The sequence below is a fragment of the Agromyces sp. NPDC056523 genome (assembly GCF_042794545.1).
Taxonomy (GTDB): domain Bacteria; phylum Actinomycetota; class Actinomycetes; order Actinomycetales; family Microbacteriaceae; genus Agromyces.
In genome coordinates this window covers 74,415-100,013 of sequence record NZ_JBHTTM010000006.1, presented here as the reverse complement: position 1 = coordinate 100,013, position 25,599 = coordinate 74,415, and the positions used below count along the sequence as shown (strand labels likewise).

Annotated in this window: 25 protein-coding genes and 1 pseudogene; 10 read left to right on the top strand and 16 right to left on the bottom strand. The window is 71.9% G+C overall.

Features of this window, described 5'->3' with window-relative positions; all coding sequences use genetic code 11:
- Positions 1–78 precede the first annotated feature (78 nt).
- Positions 79–1,227 carry a M4 family metallopeptidase gene (locus tag ACFQ58_RS17145; RefSeq protein ID WP_376952390.1) on the top strand — a complete coding sequence of 383 codons (1,149 nt, stop codon included), beginning with the start codon at positions 79–81 and terminating at the stop codon, positions 1,225–1,227.
- A 10-nt stretch (positions 1,228–1,237) separates the two neighbouring features.
- Positions 1,238–1,603 carry a protealysin inhibitor emfourin gene (locus tag ACFQ58_RS17140; RefSeq protein WP_376952389.1) on the top strand — a complete coding sequence of 122 codons (366 nt, stop codon included), beginning with the start codon at positions 1,238–1,240 and terminating at the stop codon, positions 1,601–1,603.
- Here the strand turns inward: ACFQ58_RS17140 and ACFQ58_RS17135 are convergent.
- From ACFQ58_RS17135 to ACFQ58_RS17105, 7 genes and pseudogenes are all read right to left on the bottom strand, one after another.
- The gene (locus tag ACFQ58_RS17135) at positions 1,542–2,249 is read right to left on the bottom strand and encodes a lysoplasmalogenase (protein ID WP_376952388.1); all 708 of its coding nucleotides are present in this window, start codon (positions 2,247–2,249) and stop codon (positions 1,542–1,544) included. The genes ACFQ58_RS17140 and ACFQ58_RS17135 overlap by 62 nt on opposite strands.
- A 3-nt stretch (positions 2,250–2,252) precedes the next feature.
- Positions 2,253–3,032, bottom strand: a complete 780-nt coding sequence (locus ACFQ58_RS17130; RefSeq protein WP_376952387.1) for an anti-sigma factor domain-containing protein — start codon at positions 3,030–3,032, stop codon at positions 2,253–2,255.
- Positions 3,010–3,579 (bottom strand): RNA polymerase sigma factor, encoded by a 570-nt coding sequence (locus ACFQ58_RS17125; protein WP_376952386.1) that lies wholly within the window; start codon positions 3,577–3,579, stop codon positions 3,010–3,012. The genes ACFQ58_RS17130 and ACFQ58_RS17125 overlap by 23 nt, the downstream gene beginning before the upstream one ends.
- 120 nt (positions 3,580–3,699) lie before the next feature.
- A complete protein-coding gene (locus tag ACFQ58_RS17120; RefSeq protein WP_376952385.1) occupies positions 3,700–4,371 on the bottom strand; it encodes a class F sortase in 672 nt (223 codons plus the stop codon).
- Between the two features lie 5 nt (positions 4,372–4,376).
- Complete coding sequence (locus tag ACFQ58_RS17115) at positions 4,377–5,210, bottom strand: DUF4397 domain-containing protein (protein ID WP_376952384.1); 834 nt, start codon at positions 5,208–5,210, stop codon at positions 4,377–4,379.
- A gap of 175 nt (positions 5,211–5,385) precedes the next feature.
- On the bottom strand, positions 5,386–5,757 hold the full coding sequence (locus ACFQ58_RS17110; protein WP_376952383.1) for an FKBP-type peptidyl-prolyl cis-trans isomerase: 372 nt from the start codon (positions 5,755–5,757) through the stop codon (positions 5,386–5,388).
- A gap of 204 nt (positions 5,758–5,961) precedes the next feature.
- A pseudogene (locus tag ACFQ58_RS17105) lies at positions 5,962–6,194 on the bottom strand (aldehyde dehydrogenase family protein); the annotation flags it as partial.
- 89 nt (positions 6,195–6,283) lie between these two features.
- Between ACFQ58_RS17105 and ACFQ58_RS17100 the strand changes: the two are divergent.
- Positions 6,284–6,598, top strand: coding sequence for a hypothetical protein (locus ACFQ58_RS17100; RefSeq protein ID WP_376952382.1), 315 nt, complete (start codon positions 6,284–6,286; stop codon positions 6,596–6,598).
- A 14-nt stretch (positions 6,599–6,612) separates the two neighbouring features.
- Here ACFQ58_RS17100 and ACFQ58_RS17095 read toward each other — a convergent pair whose 3' ends face one another.
- Both ACFQ58_RS17095 and ACFQ58_RS17090 read right to left on the bottom strand, forming a co-directional pair.
- Positions 6,613–7,770: a PrsW family intramembrane metalloprotease gene (locus tag ACFQ58_RS17095; RefSeq protein ID WP_376952381.1), complete on the bottom strand. Its 1,158-nt coding sequence runs from the start codon at positions 7,768–7,770 to the stop codon at positions 6,613–6,615.
- A gap of 9 nt (positions 7,771–7,779) precedes the next feature.
- A complete protein-coding gene (locus ACFQ58_RS17090) occupies positions 7,780–9,201 on the bottom strand; it encodes an FAD-binding oxidoreductase (protein WP_376952380.1) in 1,422 nt (473 codons plus the stop codon).
- Positions 9,202–9,275: 74 nt separating this feature from the next.
- Between ACFQ58_RS17090 and ACFQ58_RS17085 the strand changes: the two genes are divergently transcribed.
- On the top strand, positions 9,276–10,769 hold the full coding sequence (locus ACFQ58_RS17085; RefSeq protein WP_376952379.1) for an AlkA N-terminal domain-containing protein: 1,494 nt from the start codon (positions 9,276–9,278) through the stop codon (positions 10,767–10,769).
- 95 nt (positions 10,770–10,864) lie between these two features.
- Complete coding sequence (locus tag ACFQ58_RS17080) at positions 10,865–11,740, top strand: fumarylacetoacetate hydrolase family protein (RefSeq protein WP_376952378.1); 876 nt, start codon at positions 10,865–10,867, stop codon at positions 11,738–11,740.
- Positions 11,741–11,771: 31 nt separating this feature from the next.
- On the opposite strand, the gene ACFQ58_RS17075 is transcribed toward ACFQ58_RS17080, so the two are convergent.
- The 3 genes from ACFQ58_RS17075 to ACFQ58_RS17065 form a co-directional block, all read right to left on the bottom strand.
- Positions 11,772–13,283 carry an aspartate ammonia-lyase gene (locus ACFQ58_RS17075; protein WP_376952377.1) on the bottom strand — a complete coding sequence of 504 codons (1,512 nt, stop codon included), beginning with the start codon at positions 13,281–13,283 and terminating at the stop codon, positions 11,772–11,774.
- 150 nt (positions 13,284–13,433) lie between these two features.
- Positions 13,434–14,789 (bottom strand): adenylate/guanylate cyclase domain-containing protein, encoded by a 1,356-nt coding sequence (locus ACFQ58_RS17070; RefSeq protein WP_376952376.1) that lies wholly within the window; start codon positions 14,787–14,789, stop codon positions 13,434–13,436.
- A gap of 104 nt (positions 14,790–14,893) precedes the next feature.
- Complete coding sequence (locus ACFQ58_RS17065) at positions 14,894–16,498, bottom strand: amino acid permease (RefSeq protein WP_376952375.1); 1,605 nt, start codon at positions 16,496–16,498, stop codon at positions 14,894–14,896.
- 222 nt (positions 16,499–16,720) lie between these two features.
- On the opposite strand from ACFQ58_RS17065, the gene ACFQ58_RS17060 reads away from it, so the two are divergent.
- Genes ACFQ58_RS17060 through ACFQ58_RS17040 form a run of 5 tightly spaced genes read left to right on the top strand, consistent with a single transcriptional unit; the run spans position 16,721 to position 21,903 of the window.
- Positions 16,721–18,088, top strand: coding sequence for a glutamine synthetase family protein (locus ACFQ58_RS17060; RefSeq protein ID WP_376952374.1), 1,368 nt, complete (start codon positions 16,721–16,723; stop codon positions 18,086–18,088).
- Entirely contained in the window at positions 18,069–18,878 is an 810-nt protein-coding gene (locus ACFQ58_RS17055; protein WP_376952373.1) for a gamma-glutamyl-gamma-aminobutyrate hydrolase family protein, read from the top strand. Before ACFQ58_RS17060 ends, ACFQ58_RS17055 begins: the two co-directional genes overlap by 20 nt.
- Positions 18,875–20,248, top strand: a complete 1,374-nt coding sequence (locus tag ACFQ58_RS17050; RefSeq protein WP_376952372.1) for an aldehyde dehydrogenase family protein — start codon at positions 18,875–18,877, stop codon at positions 20,246–20,248. The genes ACFQ58_RS17055 and ACFQ58_RS17050 overlap by 4 nt, the downstream gene beginning before the upstream one ends.
- Positions 20,249–20,289: 41 nt before the next feature.
- Entirely contained in the window at positions 20,290–21,081 is a 792-nt protein-coding gene (locus tag ACFQ58_RS17045; RefSeq protein WP_376952371.1) for a 3-oxoacyl-ACP reductase, read from the top strand.
- Between the two features lie 9 nt (positions 21,082–21,090).
- Complete coding sequence (locus ACFQ58_RS17040; RefSeq protein WP_376952370.1) at positions 21,091–21,903, top strand: FadR/GntR family transcriptional regulator; 813 nt, start codon at positions 21,091–21,093, stop codon at positions 21,901–21,903.
- Positions 21,904–21,961: 58 nt separating this feature from the next.
- On the opposite strand, the gene ACFQ58_RS17035 is transcribed toward ACFQ58_RS17040, so the two are convergent.
- The 4 genes from ACFQ58_RS17035 to ACFQ58_RS17020 form a co-directional block, all read right to left on the bottom strand.
- Positions 21,962–22,276, bottom strand: a complete 315-nt coding sequence (locus ACFQ58_RS17035; RefSeq protein WP_376952369.1) for a hypothetical protein — start codon at positions 22,274–22,276, stop codon at positions 21,962–21,964.
- 160 nt (positions 22,277–22,436) lie between these two features.
- Positions 22,437–23,948 (bottom strand): NCS2 family permease, encoded by a 1,512-nt coding sequence (locus ACFQ58_RS17030; protein WP_376952368.1) that lies wholly within the window; start codon positions 23,946–23,948, stop codon positions 22,437–22,439.
- A gap of 99 nt (positions 23,949–24,047) precedes the next feature.
- Entirely contained in the window at positions 24,048–24,389 is a 342-nt protein-coding gene (locus ACFQ58_RS17025; RefSeq protein ID WP_376952367.1) for a peptidase, read from the bottom strand.
- On the bottom strand, positions 24,386–25,564 hold the full coding sequence (locus tag ACFQ58_RS17020; protein WP_376952366.1) for an anion permease: 1,179 nt from the start codon (positions 25,562–25,564) through the stop codon (positions 24,386–24,388). Before ACFQ58_RS17020 ends, ACFQ58_RS17025 begins: the two co-directional genes overlap by 4 nt.
- Positions 25,565–25,599 lie beyond the last annotated feature (35 nt).

Sequence of the window (25,599 nt, the reverse complement as noted above, 5' to 3'; positions counted from 1 at the left end):
CCTACCTTCGCACGCCGACCCCGTCGACGCGTGGGCGCGGCGCGCGGTCCTGTCGGCGGCGCGTGCCACGATCGACGCATGACCCGGATGCCGCAGGCCCCTGCACCCCGCGACGCCCGACCGCGGCACGGCATCGTGCCGCCCTGGCTGCTCCGGCGGATCGCCGAGGCGGCCGACCACTACGACGTCGCCGCCGACGCGGCGCGACGATCGCTCGGGCGCGACCGGCCGCTGCGCGAGCTCCGTGCCGAGGGTGCGGCCCCGCCGTTCGTCGCCCACGAGCACGAGCGTGCGGAATGGCCCACGCTTCGCGAGGGCGCCGCAGTGGAGGTCGAGGCTCCGGGCGAGGTCACCCCCGCCTCCCCCGATCGTCGCATCTCCGACGCCGAGCACGTCGAGACGCTGCCCGGCCGCCTCGTCCGCCGCGAGGGCGAGCCCGAGGCCGGCGACGCCGCGGTCGACCAGGCGTACGACGGGCTCGGCGAGGTGTTCCGGCTGTTCCACCGCGTCTACGGCCGCGACGCGATCGACGGCTGCGGCGGCGCGCTCGAGGCGACGGTGCACTTCGGCGACCGCTACGACAACGCCTTCTGGGACGGCGAGCGCATGGTGTTCGGCGACGGCGACGGCGAGGTCTTCCGCGGGTTCACGCACTCGATGAGCGTCGTCGGCCACGAGCTCGCGCACGGCGTCACCGAGGCGACCGCGCGCCTGCGCTACCGCGACCAGTCGGGTGCGCTCAACGAGCACGTGTCCGACGTGTTCGGCTCCCTCGTCGAGCAGTACGCGATGGGGCAGGATGCCGCGGCCGCGAGCTGGCTCATCGGCGAGGGCGTCTTCACCGAGCTCGTGCAGGGCCGCGCGCTGCGGTCGCTGATCGAGCCCGGCACGGCGTACGACGACGACGTGCTCGGGCGCGACCCGCAGCCCGCCCACATGCGCGACTTCGTGCGCACCGACGACGACAACGGCGGCGTGCACCTGAACTCCGGCATCCCGAACCGCGCGTTCGCGCTCGCGGCGACCGAGCTCGGAGGGTTCGCGTGGGAGCACGTCGGACGCGTCTGGTATGAGACGCTCACCGGCGGGGTGCTGAGGCCGAACACCGGGTTCGACGCCTTCGTCGCCGCGACGGTCGATGCCGCGACGGCCCGGTTCGGCGCGACCTCGCCCGAGGTGCGTGCGGTCGCCCGCGGCTGGCGCGCCGTCGGACTCGACGCCGAGTAGCATCGGCCCCATGGACGTCGAGGTCGTGCGCAGCGGCGGCATCGCGGGGCTCCGGCTCTCGTGGACGGTGAACGTCGACGACCAGCCCGACCCCGAGGAATGGGTGCTCCTCATCGAGCGCCTCCCGTGGGGCGAGACCCCCGAGGCTCCGCTGGAGCCCGATCGCTACACCTACCGGATCCGCTGCGAGCCGCACGAGGAGACCCTCGCCGAACGCCAGGTCACGGGCCCGTGGCGCGACCTCGTCGATCGCGTCCGCCACGTCGCCGAACCCGAGCGCGCACCCCGGCGCAGCGCAGACGACCGCCCGCCGACTACCTCGGATCCGTCGTCCGCACCGCCGTCGACGCGACGTCGTCGGAACCCGGGCTGCTGATCGCACGCGCTCGATCGCGCGAACGACCCAGCACGCCGAGCGCGATCAGGCCCTGCGCGCCGAGGTACGTCGACATCACGACGAGGTCGTGAAGCGCGAACTCGTAGCCCGGCAGGAAGCGACCCAGTGCCAGCACCGTGTCCGACACGACGAACAGCGCACCCCCGACGGCGACGAGCCCGCCGACGCGACCCGCGAGCACCGCCATCGCGCCGAGCACGAGCCCGTACACGGCGACCGGAGCGCGGAGCGCGCCGAGGTGCGGCGCAAGGAGGGCGAGGAAGCCCGCGTACCAGCCGACGTACACCGCTGTCCACGCCGGGAACCGCCGACCGCGGGACTCGCGTGCGAACAGCACGACGTAGGCGATGTGCGCGGCCAGGAAGCAGAGCAGGCCGGCGACGAACCAGATCGCGCCGGAGCCGGTCAGCGCGGCATCCCCCGCCCACGAGAGCACGATCGCCGCGAGCAGCAGCGCGATCGTCGCGGAACGACGACCTCGCCTCGCAGACCAGAGCACTGCGAGAGCGAGCGCCGGCATGAGCACGAGCTTGGTGGCGGTCACGGCCGCGCCGCCGAACCCTCCGACGAGCACCACGAGGTGCACTGCCGAGAGCGCGAAATAGGGCAGGAATGCGAGCGGCATGCGTCAGGTCTCCGTCAACTCGCCGCGCACGATGGAATCGCCCGAGTGGGCAGGATCGCCGTCGACGGGTTCGGCGGACACGTCCACGAGCGAGTACTCCGCGAGGTCGATGCCGTCGGGTATCGCGAAGCGCCCCGATGAACCCTCGAGCAGCCCCAGGCTCACGAGCCCCGAGGCATCCGACCGGATGAGCCAGACCTCGCGGACGTCGCCGGCAGGCGCCGTCGCGTCGAGGTCGACGACGATCGATCGAGCGCCGTCGGGATCCTCCTCGACCGTCGCCTGGCCGGTCGCGTCGTCCCAGCCCGGGAACGCGGCGAGGTCGGCACTCGCGAGCACCGCGGGAGTGGGCTCGGGTGCGGGCGCACCGTCGTTCGTGCCCAGCCCCGCGAGCGCGACGCCGAGTCCGACGCCGACGAGGACGCCACCGACTGCGGCCGCGAGCGCGACCGGCCACCACGCGCGACGCCGTTCGCCGATGTCGGCGACCGGGGCCGGCTCTGGAGGCTCCTCCGCGAGCGGGTCGGCCGCGAGCTCGGGCGCGAGGCCCAGCTCGGCATGGATGCCCGCCCAGACGGACGACGGCGGCGCCTCGAATCCGGCGTCGGCCGCGCCGACGCGACCGGGCACGCCGCTCCGCCCCAGCGCGACCGTCCGCGCAAGTGCGTCGTACTCGGCGCGGCATTCCCCGCAACCGTCGAGGTGTGCGCGGACCGCGTCGTCGGGTTCGTCGCCGTCGAGCGCGAGCACGGCGAGCTCGTCAGGCTCGATGTGGTCCATCATCCACCTCCCATCGGGTGCGCAGCCGAATCAGGCTGCGTCGGACATGACTCTTCACCGTGCCGATCGGAAGCCCGAGGGTCTCCGCGATCTGCGAGTGACTGAGCTGGTCGTAGAACGCCAATTGCATCACGCGTCTCGGCACGGGCTCGAGCCGGTCGAGTTCCTCGGCCACCATGACGCGTTCGGCGAGGTCGTCGTCGCCGACCGGCGGCGCAACCGACGCCTCCGAGACCAGCGTCTCCTCGAGGCGGCGGGTTCGGGCGCGGGCCTCGTGGGCGTCGGCGATGCGGTGCTTCGTGATGCCCACGAGCCACGCGCTGAGGCTCGCGCGCGTGAGGTCGAAGGTGTGCCGGCCCCGCCACGCCGAGATGTACACCTGCTGCGTGACGTCCTCTGCATCGGCGCGATCGCCGAGCGACCGGAGCGCGAGACGGAACACCAGCGCCGACCACCGGGCGTACGCCTCGCGGAGCGCGCGTTCGTCACCCGAGGCGAACGCGCTCGCGAGCGCGTGATCGTCGAGGTCGGCGAATGAGGTCGTGGTCACCGCGTGACGTTCACTCCTTCGTGGACCGTCGAGATGCCCCGCGTCGGGGGCGACGGGCGCGGGCGGTGCGGGCAGTCTCGCCTGCGGCACCGGCACCAGCATAGCCACGCTCCATCCGGTTCAGGCGAGGGGGATCGCGGTGACGACGACGTTCGAGAGGTAGCGGCGATCGGCATGGTCGAAGTCGCCGCCGCAGGTCACGAGGGTCAGCCGTGGCGCCCCCGATCGATCGAACGCGGCGTCCCAGTCGACGTCGGCCTTCTCGATGACCTGCACCGAATCCACCGCGTACGCGCGACGCTCGCCCGCAGCATCCGTGACGACCACCTCGGTGCCCGGCGCCGCGTCCTTCAATCGCGCGAATGGGAGCACGTCGTACGTGAGCGAATCGACGTGGGCCGCGATGACGGTCGAGCCCGACGCGCTCGCGGGCGCGGGCCCCCACCGGTACCAGGCGGCGATGGCCGGATCGTCGAGGAGGCCCATGCGCCCCTGGCCGTCCAGGCCGACCGGTCGCACGGCGACATCGATGCCGAGTGCCGGCACCTCGAGACGCGTCGGCTCGGGCGGCGCCGTGGGCTGGTCCTCGAGTGCAGCCGAATGACGCGGGATGTCGGGCAGCGGAGCCGGCGACGCGACCGCCGCCCGCTCCGAGGCCTCGTGCGGCGGGTCGGATGCCACCGCGCCGCCGATCCCCTCGGGCGACGCGGTGCACCCGGCCGTCAGGCCGACCATGACGGAGACCGCGACCAGGGACCCGATCCCCGCGGCCGCGACCCCCGGACCCGGCATGCGGATCAGCGCTCCGCCTTCGCGGCCGCGATCCGCCGGACGCCCGCCACAGCGAGCGCGAGCACGGCGAGCACACCGAGGCCGATCGCCGCCCAGAGCCGCATCTGCTGCTCGGGCGAGTTCGCGGCGACCAGTCCTGCGGAGCCGGCCGGAACACCGTCGGGGCTCGAATGCATGCCCGTCACGGTCTGCACCGCGAGGGCCAGGTTGCCGTCATCCAGGCTGCCCCACGCGTAGGCGATGGTGAGCGCGCCTTCAGCGACCTCGACGTCGGCGGGACCGAGCACGGGCTCGGTCGTGCCCGCCGCGGCGATCGACGCGGAGACGGTGCCCGTCGGCAGGTCGAGTGTCGCCTCGTCCGGGTTCTCGAGGCCCGAGACGACGGCCTCGCCGCCGGCGAGGACGTCCACCGCCGGAGCGGCGGCGACATGCCGCACCGTCAGCCGGCCCTGTCCGGCCGGGATCTCGGACACGTCGTTGGTGAAGAGGGTCGCCGTCGGGTTGCCCTCGGCGTCGAGATGCGCGACCGCGGTGTAGTTCCCGCCGGCATCGAGCGGGAGGTCGACGGGCCCGATCGCCGGCTCGGACGCGTTCGTGGCGTCCGCTGCCGTGATCGCGACCGAGTAGGTGCCCGCGGGCAGTTCGAGCGGGCCGGCGAGGTCGCCGGGCGCGAAGTCGTCGAGCGTGAGCTCATCGTCGACGTACACGTCGACGGTCAGGTCGGGCACGCCGTGGAGCACCGAGAGCATCGCCGCATCTTCGGCGGCGTGAGCCGGTGCGACGGCACCCAGCGCGACGAGCGCGCCCGCACCGATCCCGGCGATGAGGATCTTGTTCATGGTTCCCTCCAGGTCGGCTCCGCGATGCGGAGCATCGAGATTGCCTGTCACCACCTCCTTCCGGAGGGCGTGATGGATCGGATGCACCTGGATGGACGCGATGTCGTGAACACGACGGAGGCCGGCGGACCATCTGGTCCGACCGGCCTCCGGATGAAGCGGATGTCGCGGCGCGTCAGCTCACGCCGAGCAGGTCGATCACGAAGATCAGCGTCTTGCCCGACAGCTGGTGCCCGCCGCCCGCAGGGCCGTACGCCTTGTGCGGCGGGACGGTGAGCTTGCGGCGACCGCCGACCTTCATGCCGGGGATGCCCTCCTGCCAGCCGGAGATGAGCGCCTGCAGCGGGAAGTTGATGGACTGGCCGCGGCTCCACGACGAGTCGAACTCCTCGCCGGTCTCGTACTCGACGCCGAGGTAGTGCACGTCGACCGTCGAGCCGGGCGTCGCCTCGGCGCCGTCGCCCACGACGATGTCCTCGATGACGAGGTCGGCGGGGGCCGGGCCCTCGGGAGCGTCGACCTCGGGCTTGCTGTTGGTGTCAGTCATGCGCACCATCCAAACGGAAACCGGACCCGGCGGACAACCGTCCACCACGCTCTTGCGCCAACCGCGAACATCTTGCAGTCTGAAGCCCTAAAGACTCGTCGCCCCGTAGAGATGTCGGCATTGCCACACCACAGGGCGACGAGTTTTTTCGTGTCGGAAGAACAGGCAGGCGGGCGATCGCCGCCCCGTGGTGCGGTGTCTGGATCAGAAGAACCCGAGCGGGTTCTCGCCGTAGCTGACGAGCAGGTTCTTCGTCTGCTGGTAGTGGTCGAGGGCCTGCTTGTTGTTCTCGCGGCCGATGCCCGAGGACTGTAGCCGCGGAAGGCCGCGCCCGCGGGGTACGCGTGGTAGTTGTTCACCCACACCCGGCCGGCTTGGATGTCGCGGCCCGCGCGGTACGCCTCGTTGCCGTTGCGGCTCCACACGCCGGCGCCGAGCGGTCGGCATGCTCACGCCGCCTCCGATCGCCCCCGATTCCGGATGCGGCAAACCGAGACCGCGCATCCTCGCGAGTAGGCTGCGCCGCATGATGCGAATCGTCGCTGCCGGTGCCCTGCTCGCCGTGCTCGGCTTCACCGGATGCTCCGGGCCGGCCGCCGAGACCGAGCCGACCGGTCCGTCGACGGAGTTCGGCGGCAGCGGGACCTTCGTCGTCGGCGAGGACGTCGCACCCGGCTACTACCGGCAGGACGAACCGGAGCCTGCGTGCCGTTACACACTGGAGAACGCGAACGGCGAGGCGATCACGTACGGGCGCGGCGACGCCGTACTCCTGGCGGAGGACGGCCAGGCGGTCACGCTCGAGGGCTGCGGCACCTACGAGTGGTATCGAGAGCCCTGAGCGCCCGATACGACTCAGGCGGAGATCGCCTGCCGGTCGCGGGTCACCGCGTCGAGCAGCACCCGCTCGTCCTCGAAGCGGCGGACGTCGCCGCGACCGGTCGCCAGCGCGTTCCGGGTGAACGCCAGGCGCGTGGCATCCGCGATGAAGCGCTTCACCTCGGCGGTGCGCGGCGGGCGCTGCGCCCGCGCCCAGGCGAGTGCGGCACGGCGCCCCGCCGGAGTCGACAGCCCGGCGACCTCGTCGGCGTTGAACCATCCGGCCGCGGCGTACTCGGCGAGTCTCCGCCGCGTGACGGCCTGCTCCTGCCGGCGCAGCAGGATCGTGACCACGATCGCGGCGATGAAGATCGGCACCTGGATCGTGAAGTAGAGGGCGAACGCGTCGGCGAAGGCGAGCGAGCCGTTCCAGAAGGCGTGCAGCAGGATGGCGGCGATCAGGCCGAGGAGGAACCAGCCGATCACGCGCGGCCCACCGCCGCGGCTCGCGGCGATGCCGATCGCGATGCCGGTGCAGGCCGTGAAGAGCACGTGCGCGAACGGCGAGAAGATGCCGCGCACGAGGAAGGTCATGCCGAGCTCGCCGGCGCCGCCCTCGATGAGCGCGACGCCGAAGTAGAGGATGTTCTCGGTGAAGGCGAAGCCGGCCGCGACCGTCGCGGCGTACACGAGTCCGTCGATGGGGCCGTCGAAGTGCGATCGCGAGAACGCGTAGATGAGCAGGATGCCGACGCCCTTGGCGAGTTCCTCGACGATCGGCGCCTGCACGACCGCTCCGATCGCCTCGTCGCCCGTGGCGCCGGCCGGTCCTGACATCGCGGTGAACAACTGGACGCCGAGGTCGACGACGAGCGCGATCGCGACCGACACCGCCGCGCCCCAGAGGAACGCGAACCAGAGCGCCCAGCGCGGCTCGGGCTCCCAGCGGTCGATCCAGCGGACCGCGAGGAGCACGATCGCGAGCGGGACGAACGCGAGCAGCGTGCCGGTCGCGACGACCGAGAGGCCGAGCGCGACAGCCAGGTAGCCGAGCACGAGGAGGCCGACGAGCAGCGCGATCGCGAAGGCCACGATCCATCCGGCACCGACACCACGGCGCCGCGGCGCGGCGGGCGGCCACGCGGGCACGTGCGACTGCGGACCGGGGGCGGGGCTCGGCGGCGTGAGGCTCACGCCCGAAGCCTAGCGAGGGCCGCCCACCTCGGCGCCGGACTCGACCGGACCGAACATCACGCCGGGGTTCAGGATGCCCTGCGGGTCGAACACCCGCTTGATCCGGCGCTGCAGGTCGACGGAGGCGTCGCCGACCTCCTCGGCGAGCCAGCGGCGCTTCAGCAGGCCGACGCCGTGCTCGCCGGTGAGGGTGCCGCCGAGCCGGACGCCGGTGCGGAACAGTTCGTCGGCGGCTGCCCAGATGCGCTCGGGCACCTCGTCGCCCTCGAACACGAAGTTGGGGTGCAGGTTGCCGTCGCCAGCGTGTGCGAGCGTGGGGATCTCGACGTCGTAGCGCGCGCCGATCTCGGCGATCGCGCGGAACATCTCGGGCAGGCGCGAGCGCGGCACCGCCACGTCCTCGATGAGCACGTTTCCGCGCGAGGCGAGCGCGGGGTGCATGGCGCGCCGGATGTCGAGCAGCCGCTCGCCCGTCGCCGCATCCGTCGACCGGGTCACGCGCCCCCCGGCGGCCTCGAAGACGCGGGCGACGGTCTCGGCCTCCGCGGCCGCGTCACCGGCATCGCACTGGGCGAGCAGGAAGGTCTCGCCGGGCGCGAAGTCGGCCAGTGGCGTGCCGACGAGCGCGGCGGCGCCGAGGTGCTCGGTGACGCGTGCGAGGCCGATCGGGTCGATGAGCTCGAGCAGGGCGGGCCGGATGTGCGCACCCGCGACGCCGCCGACCGCGGCACCGGCGGCCTCGACATCGGGGAACGCGGCCGCGACCGTGTGGGTCTCGCCGCGCACGAGCGGGCGCAACCGCACGGTCGCCTCGACGATGACCGCGAGCGTCCCCTCCGAGCCCGTCAACAGCGCCGTGAGGTCGTAGCCGGTGACGCCCTTCACCGTGCGATGCCCGGTGCGGAGCAGCGTGCCGTCGGCGAGCACCGCGGCGAGGCCCAGGACGGACTCGCGCGTCACGCCGTACTTCGCGCAGAGCAGGCCGCCCGCGTTGGTCGCGATGTTGCCGCCGACGGTCGAGATCGCGCGGCTTGCCGGATCGGGTGCGAACCAGAGGCCGCGCTCCCTGGCGGCGCGGTCGAGGTCGCCGTTGAGCACGCCCGCCTCGACGACCGCGAGCTCGTCGACCTCCGATATCTCGAGGATGCGATCCATCCGCGTCAGGTCGAGCACGATCGCGCCGTCGCTCGAGATCGCGCCGCCCGCGAGCCCGGTGCCGGCCCCGCGCGGGACCAGCGGGGTCCGCGTCGAGCTCGCGATGCGCATCACGGCCTGCACGTCCTCGACGGATGCCGCGTGCACGACCGCGAGCGCCGGGTGCGGGCTGCGCCAACCGGACCGGTCCTCGCGCACCGCGGCGAGCTCGGGCCCGTCGGTCACGACCGCGTCGCCGAGGAGGGAGGTGAGCTGGTCGACGGCGGCGGTGGGCATGCCGCCAGCGTAGCCGCCGCAGTCATGTCCGATTTCCGCTACTCCACGTCGGCGGCACGTGCGACGCTGGAGTCATGACGACCATGACGGCCGAGCCGATCGCCGACCCGCTCGCCGACCCCGCCTTCGCGGAGCGGTACCGCGCGATGCTCGCACGCGACGACCGGTTCGACGGATGGTTCATCACCGGCGTCCACTCGACCGGGATCTACTGCCGGCCGAGCTGCCCTGCTGCGCCGCCGAAGCCGGCGAACGTGACCTTCTACCGCACCGCGGCGGCGGCCCACGAGGCCGGGCTGCGCGCCTGCAAGCGATGCCTGCCCGACGCCGTGCCCGGATCGCCCGAGTGGGACCTCGGGGACGACCTCGCGGCCCGGGCGATGCGCCTCATCGCCGACGGCGTCGTGGAGCGCCAGGGCGTCCCTGGCCTCGCCGCGCGACTGGGCTACACGCCCCGCCACCTCACTCGGGTGCTGGCGGCCGAGCTCGGAGCCGGACCGCTCGCGCTCGCGCGCGCCCACCGGGCGCAGACCGCCCGCGCGCTGCTGACGTCGACCTCGATGCGGGTGTCCGACGTCGCGTTCGCGTCGGGCTTCGGCAGCATCCGGCAGTTCAACGACACCATCCGCGCCGTGTACGAGCGCAGTCCGCTCGAGCTGCGCGCGACGGCTCGGCGCGCGGCCCCCGTCGCGGACGCCGGCACGGTTCGTCTGCGGCTCCCGGCCAGGGCGCCGTTCGATGCGGAGAGCGTGTTCGCGTGGCTGGCCGACCGCGCGCTCGCCGGCGTCGAGGAGGCCGAGCCCACGCAGTACGAGCGCACGCTCGCCCTTCCCGCGGGCCCGGCGCTCGTGCGGCTGGCCGCGGTGCCCGACTCGCCCGCGCTCGACGTCGAGGCGCGGCTCGCGAGCCTCACCGATCTCGCACCTCTCGTCGCGCGCGTCCGACGGCTGTTCGACCTCGACGCCGATGCGACCGCGATCGACGCGGCGCTCGCCGCCGATCCCGTGCTCGCGCCCTCGGTGGCGGCGGCGCCGGGGCTGCGCATGCCCGGCACGCTCGACCCGCACGAGCTCGTCGTACGGGCGCTCGTCGGCCAGCAGGTCTCGGTCGCCTCCGCACGAACCGCCCTCACGCGGCTCGCGGCCGAGCTCGGCGAGCGCGTCGAGTTCGACGGCCGCACGCGCACGCTGTTCCCCACGCCCGAGGCCATCGCCGAGCGCGGCACCGAGGTCCTGCGCGGTCCCGCCGCGCGCATCCGCACCATCATCGACGTCTGCACGCGACTCGCCTCGGGTGAGCTCGTCGTCGCCTCCGAGTGCGAGCGCGCGCAGCTGCGCGCCGACCTGCTCGCGATCCCTGGCATCGGCCCCTGGACCGCCGGCTACCTCGCGATGCGCGTCACGCGCGAGCCCGACGAGCTCCTCGTGTCCGACCTCGCGCTGCGCAACGGGGCCGTTCGGCTCGGACTGCCCGGCGAGGCCAAGGCGCTCGCGGCCCATGGCGAGCGATGGGCGCCGTGGCGGAGCTACGCGTCGATGCACCTGTGGCGGGCCGCGGCATCCGCCTGACGGGGCGGGTGGTTGTCGCCATCGAGGAGCGTGGGGGAGGTTTCGTTGTACGTCTCGCACAGGATGGCCGTTTCCGCGGCCGATAGCCTAGACGGGTGAAGTTCGCACACCTCCGAGTCGAAGGCCAGACGACCCCACGACTCGCGGCGGTGATCGACGACGACGCGCTCTTCCTCGACGAGGTGATGGACGACGCCCCGGTCGACCTGCAGTGCCTCATCGAACGCGGCCCCGACGGGCTCGACGCGGTCCGCGCCGCGGTCTCCGGTGCGCTCGCCGACCGACCCGCGACCACGCCCGTCGCGGAACTGCGCCATTCCTCGGCCGTGCTGCGCCCCGCGCAGGTGCTGGCGATCGGCGCGAACTACGCGGCGCACGCGTCCGAGCTGAAGCTCCGCTCCGAGACGGCGATGACCATCTTCTCGCTCTGGCCGAACTCGCTCTGCGGGCACGGCGCCACGACCACCTGGGCGGGGGATGTCGCGACGCAGGTCGATTACGAGGCCGAGCTCGGTGTCATCATCGGCCGTCCCGCGAAGGACGTGGCCGTGCGGGACGCCCTCGACTACGTGTGGGGCTACACGGTCGTGAACGACATCACGGCACGCGACATCCAGTTCAGCGAAGCGCAGTGGTCGCGCTGCAAGTCGTTCGACGGTTTCACGCCGACCGGGCCGGTCGTCGTCACGGCCGACGAGATCGCCGACCCGCAGGACCTCTGGCTGACGACCAACGTCGACGGGCACGTCCTGCAGGACGCCTCGACGAACGAGATGGTGCGCAGCGTCGCCGAGATCATCGCGTACCTGTCGCGCACCTCGACCGTGCCGCCCGGAACCCTGATCTCGACCGGCAGCCCCGGCGGGGCGGGCTACTCGCGCAACCCCCAGGTGTTCCTGCACGACGGCTCGACCGTCACGGTCACGATCGAGGGCATCGGGTCGCTCACGACGCACTGCCGCGTCGTCTGATCCCCGCCCGTCGAGCGCCGGCTCAGGCAGCTCAGTCGCTCGGCTCGCCCTTGCGCTCGATCACGGGGACGGCCTGCGTGATGGGCTGCGCGCCCGACAGGCGCGACGGCGCGAGGTGACGCGTGACGTCCTCGCGCGTCATCAGGTTCGCCTCGACGACCAGGTCGGCGACCGGACGCCCCGTCGCGAGCGCGGCCTTGGCCAGCTTGGCCGCCTCGGTGTAGCCGATGAACGGGATGAGCGCGGTGATCACGCCGACGCTCGACGCGACCTGCGCATCGAGGTGCTCGACGTTCGCGCTGATGCCGTCGACGCAGTTGACGCGCAGGGTCCAGCAGGCCTGGCGCATCCACGTGATCGACTGCAGCAGCGAGTGCGCGATCACGGGCTCGAACGCGTTCAGCTGCAGCTGGCCGTTCTCGGCCGCCATCATGACCGTCACATCGGCACCGGCGACGGCGTAGGCCACCTGGCTGACGGCCTCGGGGATCACCGGGTTCACCTTGCCCGGCATGATGCTCGAGCCCGCCTGCCGCGGCGGCAGGTGGATCTCGCCGAGACCCGCCTGCGGGCCCGACGACAGCAACCGGAGGTCGTTGCAGATCTTCGACAGCTTGATCGCGCTGCGCTTGAGCGCGCTCGAGAACGTCATGAACACGCCGGTGTCGCTCGTGGCCTCGACGAGGTCGGGTGCGGTCTCGAGCGGCTGGCCCGCGATCTCGCTGAGGTGCCGAACCACGGCGGCGGCGTACCCCGGGTCGGCCGTGATGCCGGTGCCGACGGCCGTGCCGCCGAGGTTCACCTCGGAGAGCAGCTTGATCGTCTCGCGGAGCCGCGCGATGTCCTCGCCGAGCGTCGTGGCGAACCCGTGGAACTCCTGGCCGAGCGTCATCGGGACGGCGTCCTGCAGCTGGGTGCGGCCGACCTTGAGGATGTCGTGGAACTCGCGGCCCTTGCGGCCGAAGGCGATGCGCAGCTTGTCGAGCTCTGAGAGCATCGTCGTGAGCGACGCCGTCATGGACAGCTTGATCGCGGTCGGGTACGTGTCGTTGGTCGACTGGCTGCGGTTGACGTCGTCGATGGGGTGCAGGACGTCGTAGCGGCCCTTGGGGTACCCGGCGATCTCGAGCGCGACGTTGGTGATGACCTCGTTCGCGTTCATGTTGGTCGAGGTGCCCGCGCCGCCCTGGATCACGCCGACCACGAACTGGTCGTGGAACTCGCCGTCGATGATGCGCTGGCACGCCTCGTCGATCCAGACCTGCTTCTGGGGCTCGAGTGCGCCGACCTCCTTGTTGGCGCGGGCCGCCGCCTGCTTGACCTGGGCGAACGCGATGACGAGCTCGGGATAGACCGAGATGGGGCGCTTGGAGATCGGGAAGTTGTCGAGCGCCCGCTTGGTGTGCACGCCCCAGTAGGCGTCGGCCGGCACGTCGACCGAGCCGAGCGAGTCGGTCTCGGTCCGCACCGGTCCGTGGCTGGTCTGGAACACCTCGTCCTCCCGTCCTTGGCTCAGCTTGGTCTGGTGGTCAGGTCGGGTCATCGACACGGTGGCTCCATCGCCTCGGGTGTGCACGGGATCGCCGCGCGGTTCCCCTCGAGCCTACCGCCGGGCATTCCGGCGCGTTCCGGCCCCGCACAGTCGGTTCGTGCGCGGATCCGGCGGCGACCGCACGATTCGTGCGCCGGCCGATCAGGAAGGCCCTGCCACCTCGAAGAGCCGCCACTCATCGGGCACGCCCTTCAGCGCATGCGATCCGCGGTCGACGAACTGGATGCCGGATCCGACCACCAGGTCCTTCACGGTCCCCGACACGAGCACGCGCCCCGGACCGGCGAGCGCGAGCACCCGCGCGGCGATGTGCACCGCGATGCCGGCGACCTGGCCATCGCGCAGCTCGACCTCGCCGCTGTGCAGGCCGGCGCGGATGTCGATGCCGAGCGACGGCACGGCCGCCGCGATGTCCGTGGCACAGCGCACGGCGCGCGCCGGCCCGTCGAAGATCGCGAGGAAGCCGTCGCCCGTGGTCGCGATCTCCCTGCCGCGATACCGTTCGAGCTGCGCGCGGACCAGTTCGTCGTGCGCCGTCTTCAGCTCGAGCCAGCGCTGGTCGCCGAGCCGCACCGCGGCGTCCGTCGAGCCCACGATGTCGGTGAAGAGCACCGTGGCGAGCACCCGGTCGTCGGCGGGCGCCGGCCGATCGCCGGTCAGGAACTCCTCGACCGCGTCGAGGATCCCGTCGGAGTCGACGAACGCCGGGTACCAGTCGGCTCCCGGGACCTCGACGTACTTCGCGCCCGGGATGTGCTCGGCGAGGTATCGACCCATCGGCGGCCGATAGTGCCGATTGCCCGCCTTCTGCACGACGAGCGTCGGCGCCTTGATGCTCGGCAGGATCGACCGGACGTCGACGTGCAGCACCCACCGGTAGATGCGCGTCGCGGTCCCGGGCGAGGCCGACAGCCGGCCGTAGCGCGCGATCCAACGCTGCAGTTGCGGATCGTCGGCGACGCTCGGTGCCGCGAGGCGGAGCACCCTTCCCGTGCCCCACGCGGGCAGCCACTGCTCGAGCAGCTTCTCCGACGAGGCCTCGGGCATCCCGATCGCGTAGTCGTCGGCGCGCAGCATGCGTGCGAAGGAGTTCACTAGCACCAGCGCCCGGGTCCGCTGCGGATGGGTCGCGGCGAACATCATCGCCATGGGACCGCCCTCGGCATCGCCCAGGATCGCGGCCTGCTCCGAGCCGACCGCGTCGAGGACGCCGCGGGCGTCGTCCACCCACTGCTCGAGCGTCGGCAGGGCGCCCATCGGCACCGGATCCGACAGCCCCGCCCCGCGCTTGTCGAAGCAGATGACGCGCGCGAACCGGCCGAGGCGCTCGAGGTAGCGCACCATCGAGGGGTGCTCCCACATGATCTCGATATTGCTGGCCCAGTTGCCGATGAGCAGCAGGTCGCGAGGGCCGTGCCCGAACACCTGGTACGCGACGTCGCCCTCCTCGCTGCGCGCGTACCGCGGCTCCGGTCCGCCGGCGGACCACATCGCCATCGCGTCCCCCTCCCGCCGCCAGCGTAGCGCCGAGGCGGCGGGACGCCCCCACGTCCCGCCGCCTCGGTCCGGCGCGCCGCGCCGGTGGGTCGAAGCCCGGCCGGTCAGCCCTTCGTCTCGTCGGCCGGGGCGTCGACGCCGTCGGAGAACTCGTCGGCCGGTGCGTCGACGCCGTCGGAGGCGAGGAGCTCCTCCTCGACCCGACCTCCGTAGCCCTCGGCCTGCGGGTCGCCGTGGAGGCCGCCCGAGACCGCATACTCCTCCTCCGGCGACAGGACGAGCCGGTGCCGGCCGTAGACGCCGAAGCCGATGAGCATCACGGCGTACACGACCGCGATGGCGATGATCGCCGGCACGAACGTCGGGTTGAGCAGGAAGCCGAGGAAGATGAGCGCCGCGATCACCGCTGCGGCGACCGCACCCGGCACACCCCACGGGCTGCGGTACGGCCGCTTCGCGTTCGGGTACTTCCGTCGCAGGATCACGAACGCGACCATCTGCAGGAGGTACGCGAGCACCGCACCCCACACCGCGATGTTCAGCACGATCGCGCCGGCGACCGCCCCCGCGCCCTCGGCGTCGGCCTGCGCGAGGAGGTCGAGCACCACCAGGGCGATGAAGCCGATGACGGCCCCGGCGACGAGCGCCACCCACGGCGTCTGCCGCTTGCCCGTGAGCGAGAGGAACTTCGGGTAGTAGCCGGCGCGTGAGAGCGAGTACATGTTGCGCCCGTAGGCGAACATGATGCCCTGCAGCGAGGCGAGCAGGCCGATGAGCGCGAAGAGCGCCAGCAGGGCCGCGAGCTCGTCGCCGACGATCGCCCGGAACCCGTCCAGCAGGGGCTCGCCTGCGACCCCCGTCGCCTCGGCGCCGAGCACTCCGGTGTTGAGGAACAGCACGAGCAGGCCCGTGACGATGAGCGTCGCGCGCGCGATGATGCCCGCGCGCGGGATGTCGCGCACCGGGTCGTGCGACTCCTCGGCCGCGAGCGGAAGCTCCTCGATGCCGAGGAAGAACCACATCGCGAATGGCAGCGCGAACAGGATCGGCAACACGCCGTGGGGCAGGAACGCGGTCTGGCCGGGGTCGGGCGCAATGTCGAACAGCTTGTCCCACGAGAACTGGCCCGAGAACATCGCCATCACGCTGAAGACCAGGAGGATCGCGATCGAGATGATCGACACGACGATCGCGAACTTGAACGAGATGTTCGCTCCCGCCGCATTGATGCCGATGAATGCGGCGTAGAGGATGATCCACCAGAGCCAGCCGGGCATCGAGAACCCGAGCAGCTCGCTCGTGATGGCGTCGGCGTACGAGGCGGAGAAGAACACGATCACCGCGGTCGTCGCGACGTACTCGATGGTCTCGGCGAGACCCGTCACGAAGCCGCCCCACGGCCCCATGGCGGCCCGCGAGAACGAGTAGGCGCCGCCCGTGTGGGGCATGGCCGACGCCATCTCGCCGATCGAGAAGATCAGGCCGTAGTACATGACGACGAGGATGGCGAATGCGATGAGCATGCCGCCGAAGCCCGCGAAGTCGATGCCGAAGTTCCAGCCCGAGAAGTCGCCGGAGATGACCGCGGCGACGGCGAGGCCCCACAGGCCCCACACGCCCGCCGCGCGGGTGAGCTTGCGTTTCTCGAAGTATCCCTGGTCGGCGGTCGTGTACGTCACGCCCGAGACCTTCAGGGTGTCTTTCGCCATGGCGCTCCTGTTCGTCATCGCGCGGGCCTCTGGGGGCGGGCGCGGGTGCGATGGTGGGTGGGCCACATGATAGGGGCGTCAATGGTCGCTCGTACAGACCTTTTTCGGGCGTCATGGCAAGTCGGCCCCCGAGATCGCGCGAATCGCTGCTGGTCTTGGTGCGCCGACGCGTGATGTAATGGTCGCCGAATCCGACCATTCCCCACGCGAGGAGGCGCCGAGATGGCGGCACCCACCGGTTTCCTGACGCTCGACGGCCTCCGCTCGGCCGTGGCCGACGGGCACGTCGACACCGTCGTCGTGGCGTTCACTGACATGCAGGGCCGGCTCGTCGGCAAGCGCACGTCGGCGCGCCTGTTCCTCGAGGAGATCGCGCTGCACGGCGCGGAGGCCTGCAACTACTTGCTCGCGGTCGACGTCGAGATGAACACCGTCGACGGGTACGAGATGTCGAGTTGGGAACGCGGCTACGGCGACATGGCCCTCGTCCCCGACCTCTCCACGTTGCGCATGGCCCCATGGCTCGAGGCCACCGCGCTGGTCACGGCCGACCTGCAGTGGCTCGACGGCCGCCCGGTCGAGGCCTCGCCCCGTCGCATCCTGCAGCGGCAGCTCGAACGCCTCGCCAAACGCGGCCTCACGGCCTACGTCGGCACCGAGCTCGAGTTCATCGTCTTCGACGACTCCTACCGCGACGCCTGGCGCAAGGGGTATCGCGACCTCACGCCCGCGAGCGACTACAACATCGACTACGCGCTGCTCGCGTCGACCCGCATGGAGCCGCTGCTGCGCGACATCCGGAACGCGATGGACGGCGCCGGCATGTACTGCGAGGGCGTGAAGGGCGAGTGCAACCTCGGTCAGCAGGAGATCGCGTTCCGCTACACCGACGCGCTCGCCACGTGCGACAACCACTCGATCTACAAGAACGGCGCCAAGGAGATCGCCGACCGGCACGGCAAGTCGCTGACGTACATGGCGAAGTTCAACGAACGCGAGGGCAACAGCTGCCACATCCACATCTCGCTGCGCGGCGAGGGCGGCAGCGCCGTATTCGCCGACGACGCCGACGAGCGCGGCATGTCCGCGATGTTCAAGCACTTCATCGGCGGCCAGCTCGCCGTGATGCGCGAGCTGACGCTGTTCTCCGCGCCGAACATCAACTCGTACAAGCGCTACGTCGCCGGCAGCTTCGCCCCGACCGCCATCGCCTGGGGCCTCGACAACCGCACGTGCGCACTGCGCGTGGTGGGGCACGGCCACGGCATGCGGGTCGAGAACCGGGTGCCCGGCGGCGACGTGAACCAGTACCTCGCGGTCGCCGCGCTCATCGCGGCGGGCCTGCACGGAATCGACCACGAGCTCGACCTCGGCGACGTGTTCGTCGGCAACGCGTACGAGAGCGACGTCGCGCGCGTGCCCCCGACGCTGCGCGAGGCGGCCGACCTGTTCGCCGACTCGGCCATCGCCCGCGAGGCGTTCGGCGACGAGGTCGTCGAGCACTACCTGAACAACGCGCGCGTCGAGCTCACCGCCTACGACGCTGCCGTCACCGACTGGGAGCGGGTCCGTGGCTTCGAGCGGCTCTGAGGCCGGCCGGGCGACGGATGCCGCGACGCCGACGCCGCCCGCGACCGCGCCGCTCATCGGCGTCACGACCTACCTCGAGCGCTCGCAGACGGGAGTCTGGGACCTTCCCGCCTCGTTCCTGCCCAAGGTGTACCTCGACGCCGTGACGGAGGCCGGCGGCATCGCCGTGCTGCTGCCGCCGCAGCCCGCGAGCCCTGAGATCGCCCGCCGCGTGCTCGGCTTGCTCGACGGACTGATCGTCTCCGGCGGCGCCGACGTCGATCCGCGCCGGTACGGCCAGGAGCCGCACGAGCGCACGGGCGCCCCGCGCGCCGACCGCGACGCGTGGGAGGACGCGCTGCTCACGGCGGCGATCGAGCTCGACGTTCCGTTCCTCGGCATCTGCCGCGGCGCCCAGATGCTCAACGTCGCCCTCGGCGGCACGCTCGTGCAGCACCTGCCCGACGTCGTCGGCCACGAGGGCTACCAGCCGGCGCCCGCGGTCTTCGGCGAGACCGTCGTCAGCGTCGCGCGCGGCAGCCGCCTCGACGCGATGCTCGGCGCGGCCGACGACCCCGACGGCACCGTCTCCGTGCACGTGTACCACCACCAGGCGATCGACCGGGTCGCCGACGGCCTCACCGTGACGGCGCGCACCGACGACGGGGTGATCGAGGCAGTCGAGCTCGCGGGCGCCGCGTTCGGCGTCGCCGTGCAGTGGCACCCCGAGGAGGACGCCGCCGATCGCCGCCTGTTCGCCGGCCTCGTCGAGGCCGCGCGCGACCACCGCACCGGAAGGACGCCCGAGTGACCCACACCATCGTCAATCCCGCCGACGGGACCGTCGTGACCACGGTCTCCGCCGCGACCGTCGAGGAGACGGATGTCGCGATCGAGCGGGCCGCGCGCGCCCAGCGGGAGTGGGCGCGCGCCGCTCCCGCCGATCGGGCGAAGGTGCTGCGGCGATTCGCCGACGCGGTGGACGGCGCGCTCGAGGAGCTCGCGTCGCTGGAGGTCGTGAACTCGGGCCATCCCATCGCGCAGGCTCGCGGCGAGGCCGGACACGTGCGGAACGTGCTCGAGTACTACGCCGCGGCGCCCGAGCGGCTCTCAGGACGCCAGATCCCGGTCGCGGGCGGACTCGACGTGACATTCCACGAGCCGCTCGGGGTCGTCGGCGTGATCACGCCGTGGAACTTCCCCATGACGATCGCGTCGTGGGGGTTCGCACCCGCGCTCGCGGCCGGCAACGCGGTCGTTCTCAAGCCCGCGGAGTGGACGCCGCTGACGAGCCTGCGCCTGGCCGGACTCGGCCTCGAGGCCGGGCTTCCCGAGGGCCTGTTCCAGGTGATCCCCGGCAAGGGCTCGGTCGTGGGCGAGCGGTTCGTGACGAACGAGACGGTCCGCAAGGTGGTCTTCACGGGCTCGACCGAGGTGGGCCGGCACATCATGGCCGGATGCGCCGCGCAGGTGAAGCGCGTGACCCTCGAACTCGGCGGCAAGAGCGCCAACATCGTGTTCGCCGACGCCGACCTGGAGCAGGCGGCCGCCACCGCGCCGTACGGCGTGTTCGAGAACGCGGGGCAGGACTGCTGCGCGCGCAGTCGCATCCTCGTCGAGCGCAGCGTGTACGACCGCTTCATGGAACTGCTCGAGCCCGCCGTCCGGGGCGTCAAGGTCGGCGACCCGGCCGACGACACGACCGAGATGGGTCCGCTCGTCGCCCGCGAGCACCTCGACCGCGTGGCGTCGTTCGTGCCGGATGACGCCGACGTCGCGTTCCGCGGCAGCGCTCCGAGCGGCGGGGGGTTCTGGTTCCCGCCGACCGTGCTGACACCCGCGCGCGATGCCCGAGTCGCCCGCGAGGAGGTGTTCGGCCCTGTGGTCTCGGTGTTCCCGTTCGACGACGAGGCGGATGCCGTCCGTTTCGCCAACGCCACCGAGTACGGCCTGTCCGGCTCGATCTGGACCCGCGACCTCAGCCGCGGCATCCGCGTAGCACGGGCCGTTGAGTCGGGCAACCTGTCGGTCAACTCGCACTCGTCGGTGCGGTACGCCACGCCGTTCGGCGGGTTCAAGCAGTCCGGGCTCGGCCGCGAGCTCGGCCCGGACGCACCGCTGGCCTTCACCGAGACCAAGAACGTCTTCTTCGCCGTCGACCAACCGCCGCTGGTCGACTAGCGACGTCGGCGCGTCCCGAACCCTACGAACAAGGAGCACCCATGGCAGACCTCAGCCCCGTCGACCTCACCCAGCGGCTCGCGGGCCGCGTCGCTGTCATCACCGGCGGCGCGTCGGGCATCGGACTCGCGACCGCGAAGCGCCTCGCCGCCGAGGGCGCGAAGGTCGTGATCGGCGACGTCGACCGAACCTCCGGCGAGGCCGCGGCATCCGCCGTCGACGGACTGTTCGTACAGGTCGACGTCACCGACCAGGAGCAGGTCGACCACCTGTTCGACGAGGCCGCACGCGTGTACGGCTCGGTCGACATCGCGTTCAACAACGCCGGCATCTCGCCGCCCGACGACGACTCGATCGAGACCACCGAGCTGCCCGCGTGGCAGAAGGTGCAGGACGTGAACCTCACGTCCGTCTACCTCTGCTCGCGTGCCGCGCTGCGTCACATGGTCGCGCAGGGCCGCGGTTCGATCATCAACACGGCCTCGTTCGTCGCGGTGCTCGGCTCGGCCACGTCGCAGATCTCGTACACGGCCTCGAAGGGCGGCGTGCTCGCCATGAGCCGCGAGCTCGGAGTCCAGTTCGCACGCCAGGGCATCCGGGTGAACGCGCTGTGCCCAGGGCCGGTGAACACCCCGCTGCTGCAGGAGCTCTTCGCGAAGGATCCCGAGCGCGCGCAGCGCCGCCTCGTGCACGTGCCGGTCGGCCGGTTCGCCGAGCCGGAGGAGCTCGCCGCCGCCGTCGCGTTCCTCGCGAGCGACGACGCGTCGTTCATCACGGGCTCCACCTTCCTCGTGGACGGCGGCATCAGCTCCGCCTACGTCACCCCGCTCTAGGCTCGAAGGATGAAGACGGGCGCGGACGACGACCGGGCCACGGCGGATGCCGGGGCCGCAGCGCCCGCGCCCATGCCCGCCTCGCCCGAGCCGGCCGAGGTGCTGAGCGCTGGCCTGCTGCTCACGCCCGCCCGGCCCGCGAACGCGTTCGAGGAGACCGTGCAGCGCCTGCTGCAGTCCATCCGGCTCGGGCTCATCGGTCCGGGCGACCGGCTGCCGCCCGAGCGCGAGCTCGCCGGCATGCTCGAGGTCAGCCGAGACACGCTGCGCGAGGCGATCGCGTCGCTCGCCGAAGCGGGGTGGGTGGTGTCGCGGCGCGGCCGGTACGGCGGCACCTTCGTCGCCGACACGCCCCCCGAGCGCACTACGCCGCGCTCCCCCGGCCCGCCGGGCGATCCGACGGCGCTCGCGGCCGAGCTCGAGGACACGCTCGCGCTCCGCGCAGTCATCGAGGTGGGCTCGGCCCGCCGCGCCGCGGAACGGCCCCTCACGGCCGGCGACCGCGAGCGCCTCTGGCAGGCCTACCGCGAGTGCCACGACGCGGCGGCCGAGCAGTACCGCGTGGCGGACTCGCGATTCCACCTGCTCATCGCCGAACTGCTCGGGGCTCCGAGCGTGATCCCGCTCATGGCCGACGTGCGCATGCGCGTGAACGCGTTCCTCGACGGCATCCCCCTGCTCGCACCGAACATCGCGCACTCCGACGAGCAGCACCGCGCCATTGTGGGTGCGATCCTGCGCGGCTCAGGCGACGATGCCGCCCACGCGATGGCCGAGCACCTCGAGGGCACCGAGGCGCTGCTGCGCGGCTTCTACGGGTGAACGCGACGACGCCCCGGCCGCGAGGACCGGGGCGTCGTGAGGCGCGGTGCGTCGACGATCAGACGAACGCGAGCGGGAGGAACGGCAGCATCGCGAGGCCGAACACGGCCGCGGCGAGACCGGCGATCACGATCCCGGCGAGCATCACGCCGTTGAGGACGATGCCCCAGATCGCCATCGTCCGCGCCGACGGCTCGCGCCGGAGGGCGAGGATGCCGAGCACGAGGCCGGCCACGGGCACCACGAAGGTGAAACCGGCGACGATCGAGACGAGTCCGAGCACGAGGCTCGAGACGGCGAAGCCGCGCTGCTCGACCTCGGTCGCGGCGGTGCCGGTGGAGACGGGCGCCGGTGCGGGGGTGACGGTGGTCATGGTCTGGTTCTCCTGTTCATGCGGATGCCTCCACGCTACGGACGCACGACCCGGAGCCGGTATGGGGCGAACCCCCCGATCGGCGGGGCGGCTGACGCCACCGTCGGCGGGCCGGTGGCGTCCGTCGGCCGGCAGCACCGGTACGCCGCGGCGCGCCGAGTCAGCCCGCGAGCAGCGCCTCGACGGGTCCGCGCGCGAAGTACACCAGGAACCCGGCGGCGACGATCCACAGCAGCGGGCTGATCTCGCGCGCCTTGCCGGCGAGCGAACGCACGACGACCCAGCCGATGAAGCCCGCGCCGATGCCGTTGGCGATCGAGTAGGTCAGCGGCATCACGGTCACGGTCAGGAACACCGGCAGCAGCACCGAGAAGTCCGACAGGTCGATCGAGCGGATCTGCGCCATCATGAGCGCACCGACGATGACGAGCGCGGCCGCGGCGACCTCGGACGGCACGATCGACGTGAGCGGCGTGAGGAACATCGCGAGCAGGAACAGGCCGCCCGTCACGAGGTTCGCGAGGCCCGTCCGCGCGCCCTCGCCGATGCCGGAACCCGACTCGATGAAGACGGTGTTCGACGAGCTTGAGGTGAACCCGCCCGCGACCGCGCCGACGCCCTCGACCACCAGCGCCGACCGGAGGCGCGGGAACTCGCCCTTCGCGTCCGCCAGGCCGGCCTCCTTGGACAGGCCGGTCATGGTGCCGAGCGCGTCGAAGAAGTTGGTGAACACGAGCGTGAAGACCAGCATGAGCGCGGCGAGGACGCCGATGCGCTCGAAGCTGCCGAGGCTCACCTGGCCGACGAGCGAGAGGTCGGGAAGGCTGACCCACTGCGCGGGCAGCTCGGGCACCGACAGGCCCCAGCCCTGCGGGTTCACCGAGCCGTCGGCGCCGACCTTCGGCCCGAGGTCGAGCACGGCCTCGAGCACCAGCGCGAGCACCGTGCCCGAGAGCAGGCCGATGAGGATGCCGCCCTTGACCTTGCGGGCGACGAGCACGCCGGTCAGGAGCAGCGTGAGGACGAACACGATCGTCGGCACGGTCGCGACGGAGCCGTCGACCCCCAGCCCGACCGGCGGCGACGCAGCGCCCGTCGCGGTCACGAATCCCGCGTCGACGAATCCGATGAACGCGATGAAGAGGCCGATGCCCACGGTGATCGCGAGCTTGAGCTGCATGGGCACGGCGGTGAAGATCAGCCGGCGCAGCCCGGTCGCGGCCAGCACCACGATGATCAGGCCGTTGACGAGCACGAGGCCCATCGCCTCGGGCCAGGTCACCTGTCCGACGACCGACACCGCGAGGAACGAGTTGATGCCGAGCCCAGCCGCGAACGCGAAGGGCAGGCGGGCGACCAGTCCGAAGAGGATGGTCATCACGCCCGCCGTGAGCGCGGTCACGGCCGCGACCTGCGGGAACCCGAGCGTCTGCCCCGCGACATCCGTGCCGCTGGACAGGATGATCGGGTTGAGGATCACGATGTAGGCCATGGTGACGAAGGTCACCACGCCGCCGCGGACCTCGGAGGCCACGGTCGATCCGCGTGCCGTGATGCCGAAGAAGCGGTCGACCGCCGATCGTGGGGCGGCGGGGGCCTCGATCGCGGCGGCGGCCTGAGTCTCCGTCTCGGTCTCGGTCTCGGTCGGGGTGTCGGGTCCGTTCGGGTTCATCTCATCCACGGGGGTCGGGGGTGCGCACGCACCCGGCGGGTCCGCTCAGGCGAGCGGGATGTCGGGTGGGACGGCAGCGGCCCGTGGGTCGCGGCCCGATCAGGCCACGAGGGAGTGCAACGCGGGCACGATGAGGAAGATTCCGTACAGGACCGCGAACCCGCCGAGGACGAAGCAGACCCAGGCGCCGAGGTGCGCCGCGCGCTTCTGGCCGTCGGTCAGCGGGCTCTTGCGCGCGGCCTTCTCGGCGCGCCTCGCGGCCTTGGCCGCCTCTTCGGGCGTGATCACCGTGATCGCATCGGTGAACTCGGCAGGTGCCACGACGGGCGTGCGTCCGGAGAGCGTCAGCAGCCGGAGGCCGAACGAGTACAGGCTGACGACGACGCTCGCGCCGACCAGCGCGGCGACCAGCACGATGACGAATGCGATCCAGTCGATCACTTGGCCACCTTCTTCTTCGGCTTCGGGTTGCGCTTGATCTTGACCGCGCGGCCCGAGTCGGCCACCTCGCTGAGCACGTTGTGGTGCGACACCTCGTCGCGACGCGACCACAGGAAGATGCCGCCGATGATCACGGCCGCCCCGATCGCGTCGATGATCACGCCGGCGGGCCCGGTCAGCGCGATGAACGCCGCCAGGGCCCCGACGATGCCGGACGCGGGCAGGGTGAGCAGCCAGCCCACGCCGATCCGGCCGGCCGTGCGCCAGCGCACCTTGGACCCGCGCCGCCCGAGCCCGGAGCCGATCACCGAGCCCGACGCGACCTGCGTGGTCGACAGCGCGAACCCGAGGTGGCTCGAGGCCAGGATGACGGCGGCGGTGGACGTCTCGGCCGCGAAGCCCTGCGCGGGCTTGACATCGGTCAGGCCCGTGCCGAGCGTCTTGATGATGCGCCATCCGCCCATGTAGGTGCCGAGCGCGATGGCGATCGCGCACGTGACGATGACCCACGTCTCGGGGCCGGAGCCGACGGGCTGGGCTCCGACCGAGATGAGCGTGAGCGTGATGACGCCCATGGTCTTCTGCGCGTCGTTCGTGCCGTGCGCGAGCGCGACGAGCGAGCTCGAGTAGATCTGGGCGTGCCGGAAGCCGTCGCGCCCGTCGGGCTTGCCGTCGTAGCGGCGCGTGATCGCGTACGCGAGCTTGGTGGCGGTGAACGCGATGAGGCCCGCGGTGAGCGGCGCGAGGATCGCGGGCAGGATGATCTTCGACAGCACGACGCTGCCGTCGATGGCCTGGACGCCGAAGCCGACGATCGCGGCGCCGATGAGTCCGCCGAAGAGCGCGTGGCTCGACGAGGAGGGCAGGCCGAGCAGCCAGGTCACCATGTTCCACGTGATGGCGCCGATGAGGCCGGCGAAGATGAGCTCGGGCGTGATGAGCACACCGCCCTCGCCCTCGCGGATGAGGCCGCCCGAGATGGTCTTGGCCACCTCGGTGGAGAGGAACGCGCCGATGAGATTCAGGACCGCAGCAAGCGCGACCGCGACCTTCGGCTTCAGCGCACCCGTCGCGATCGGCGTCGCCATCGCATTCGCGGTGTCGTGGAAGCCGTTCGTGAAGTCGAAGAAGAGCGCCAGTGCGATGACCAGCACGACGATGAGGGTGAGATCCACCGGCGTCTTTCTGTGCGATCGGCGAGGAGTTCGCC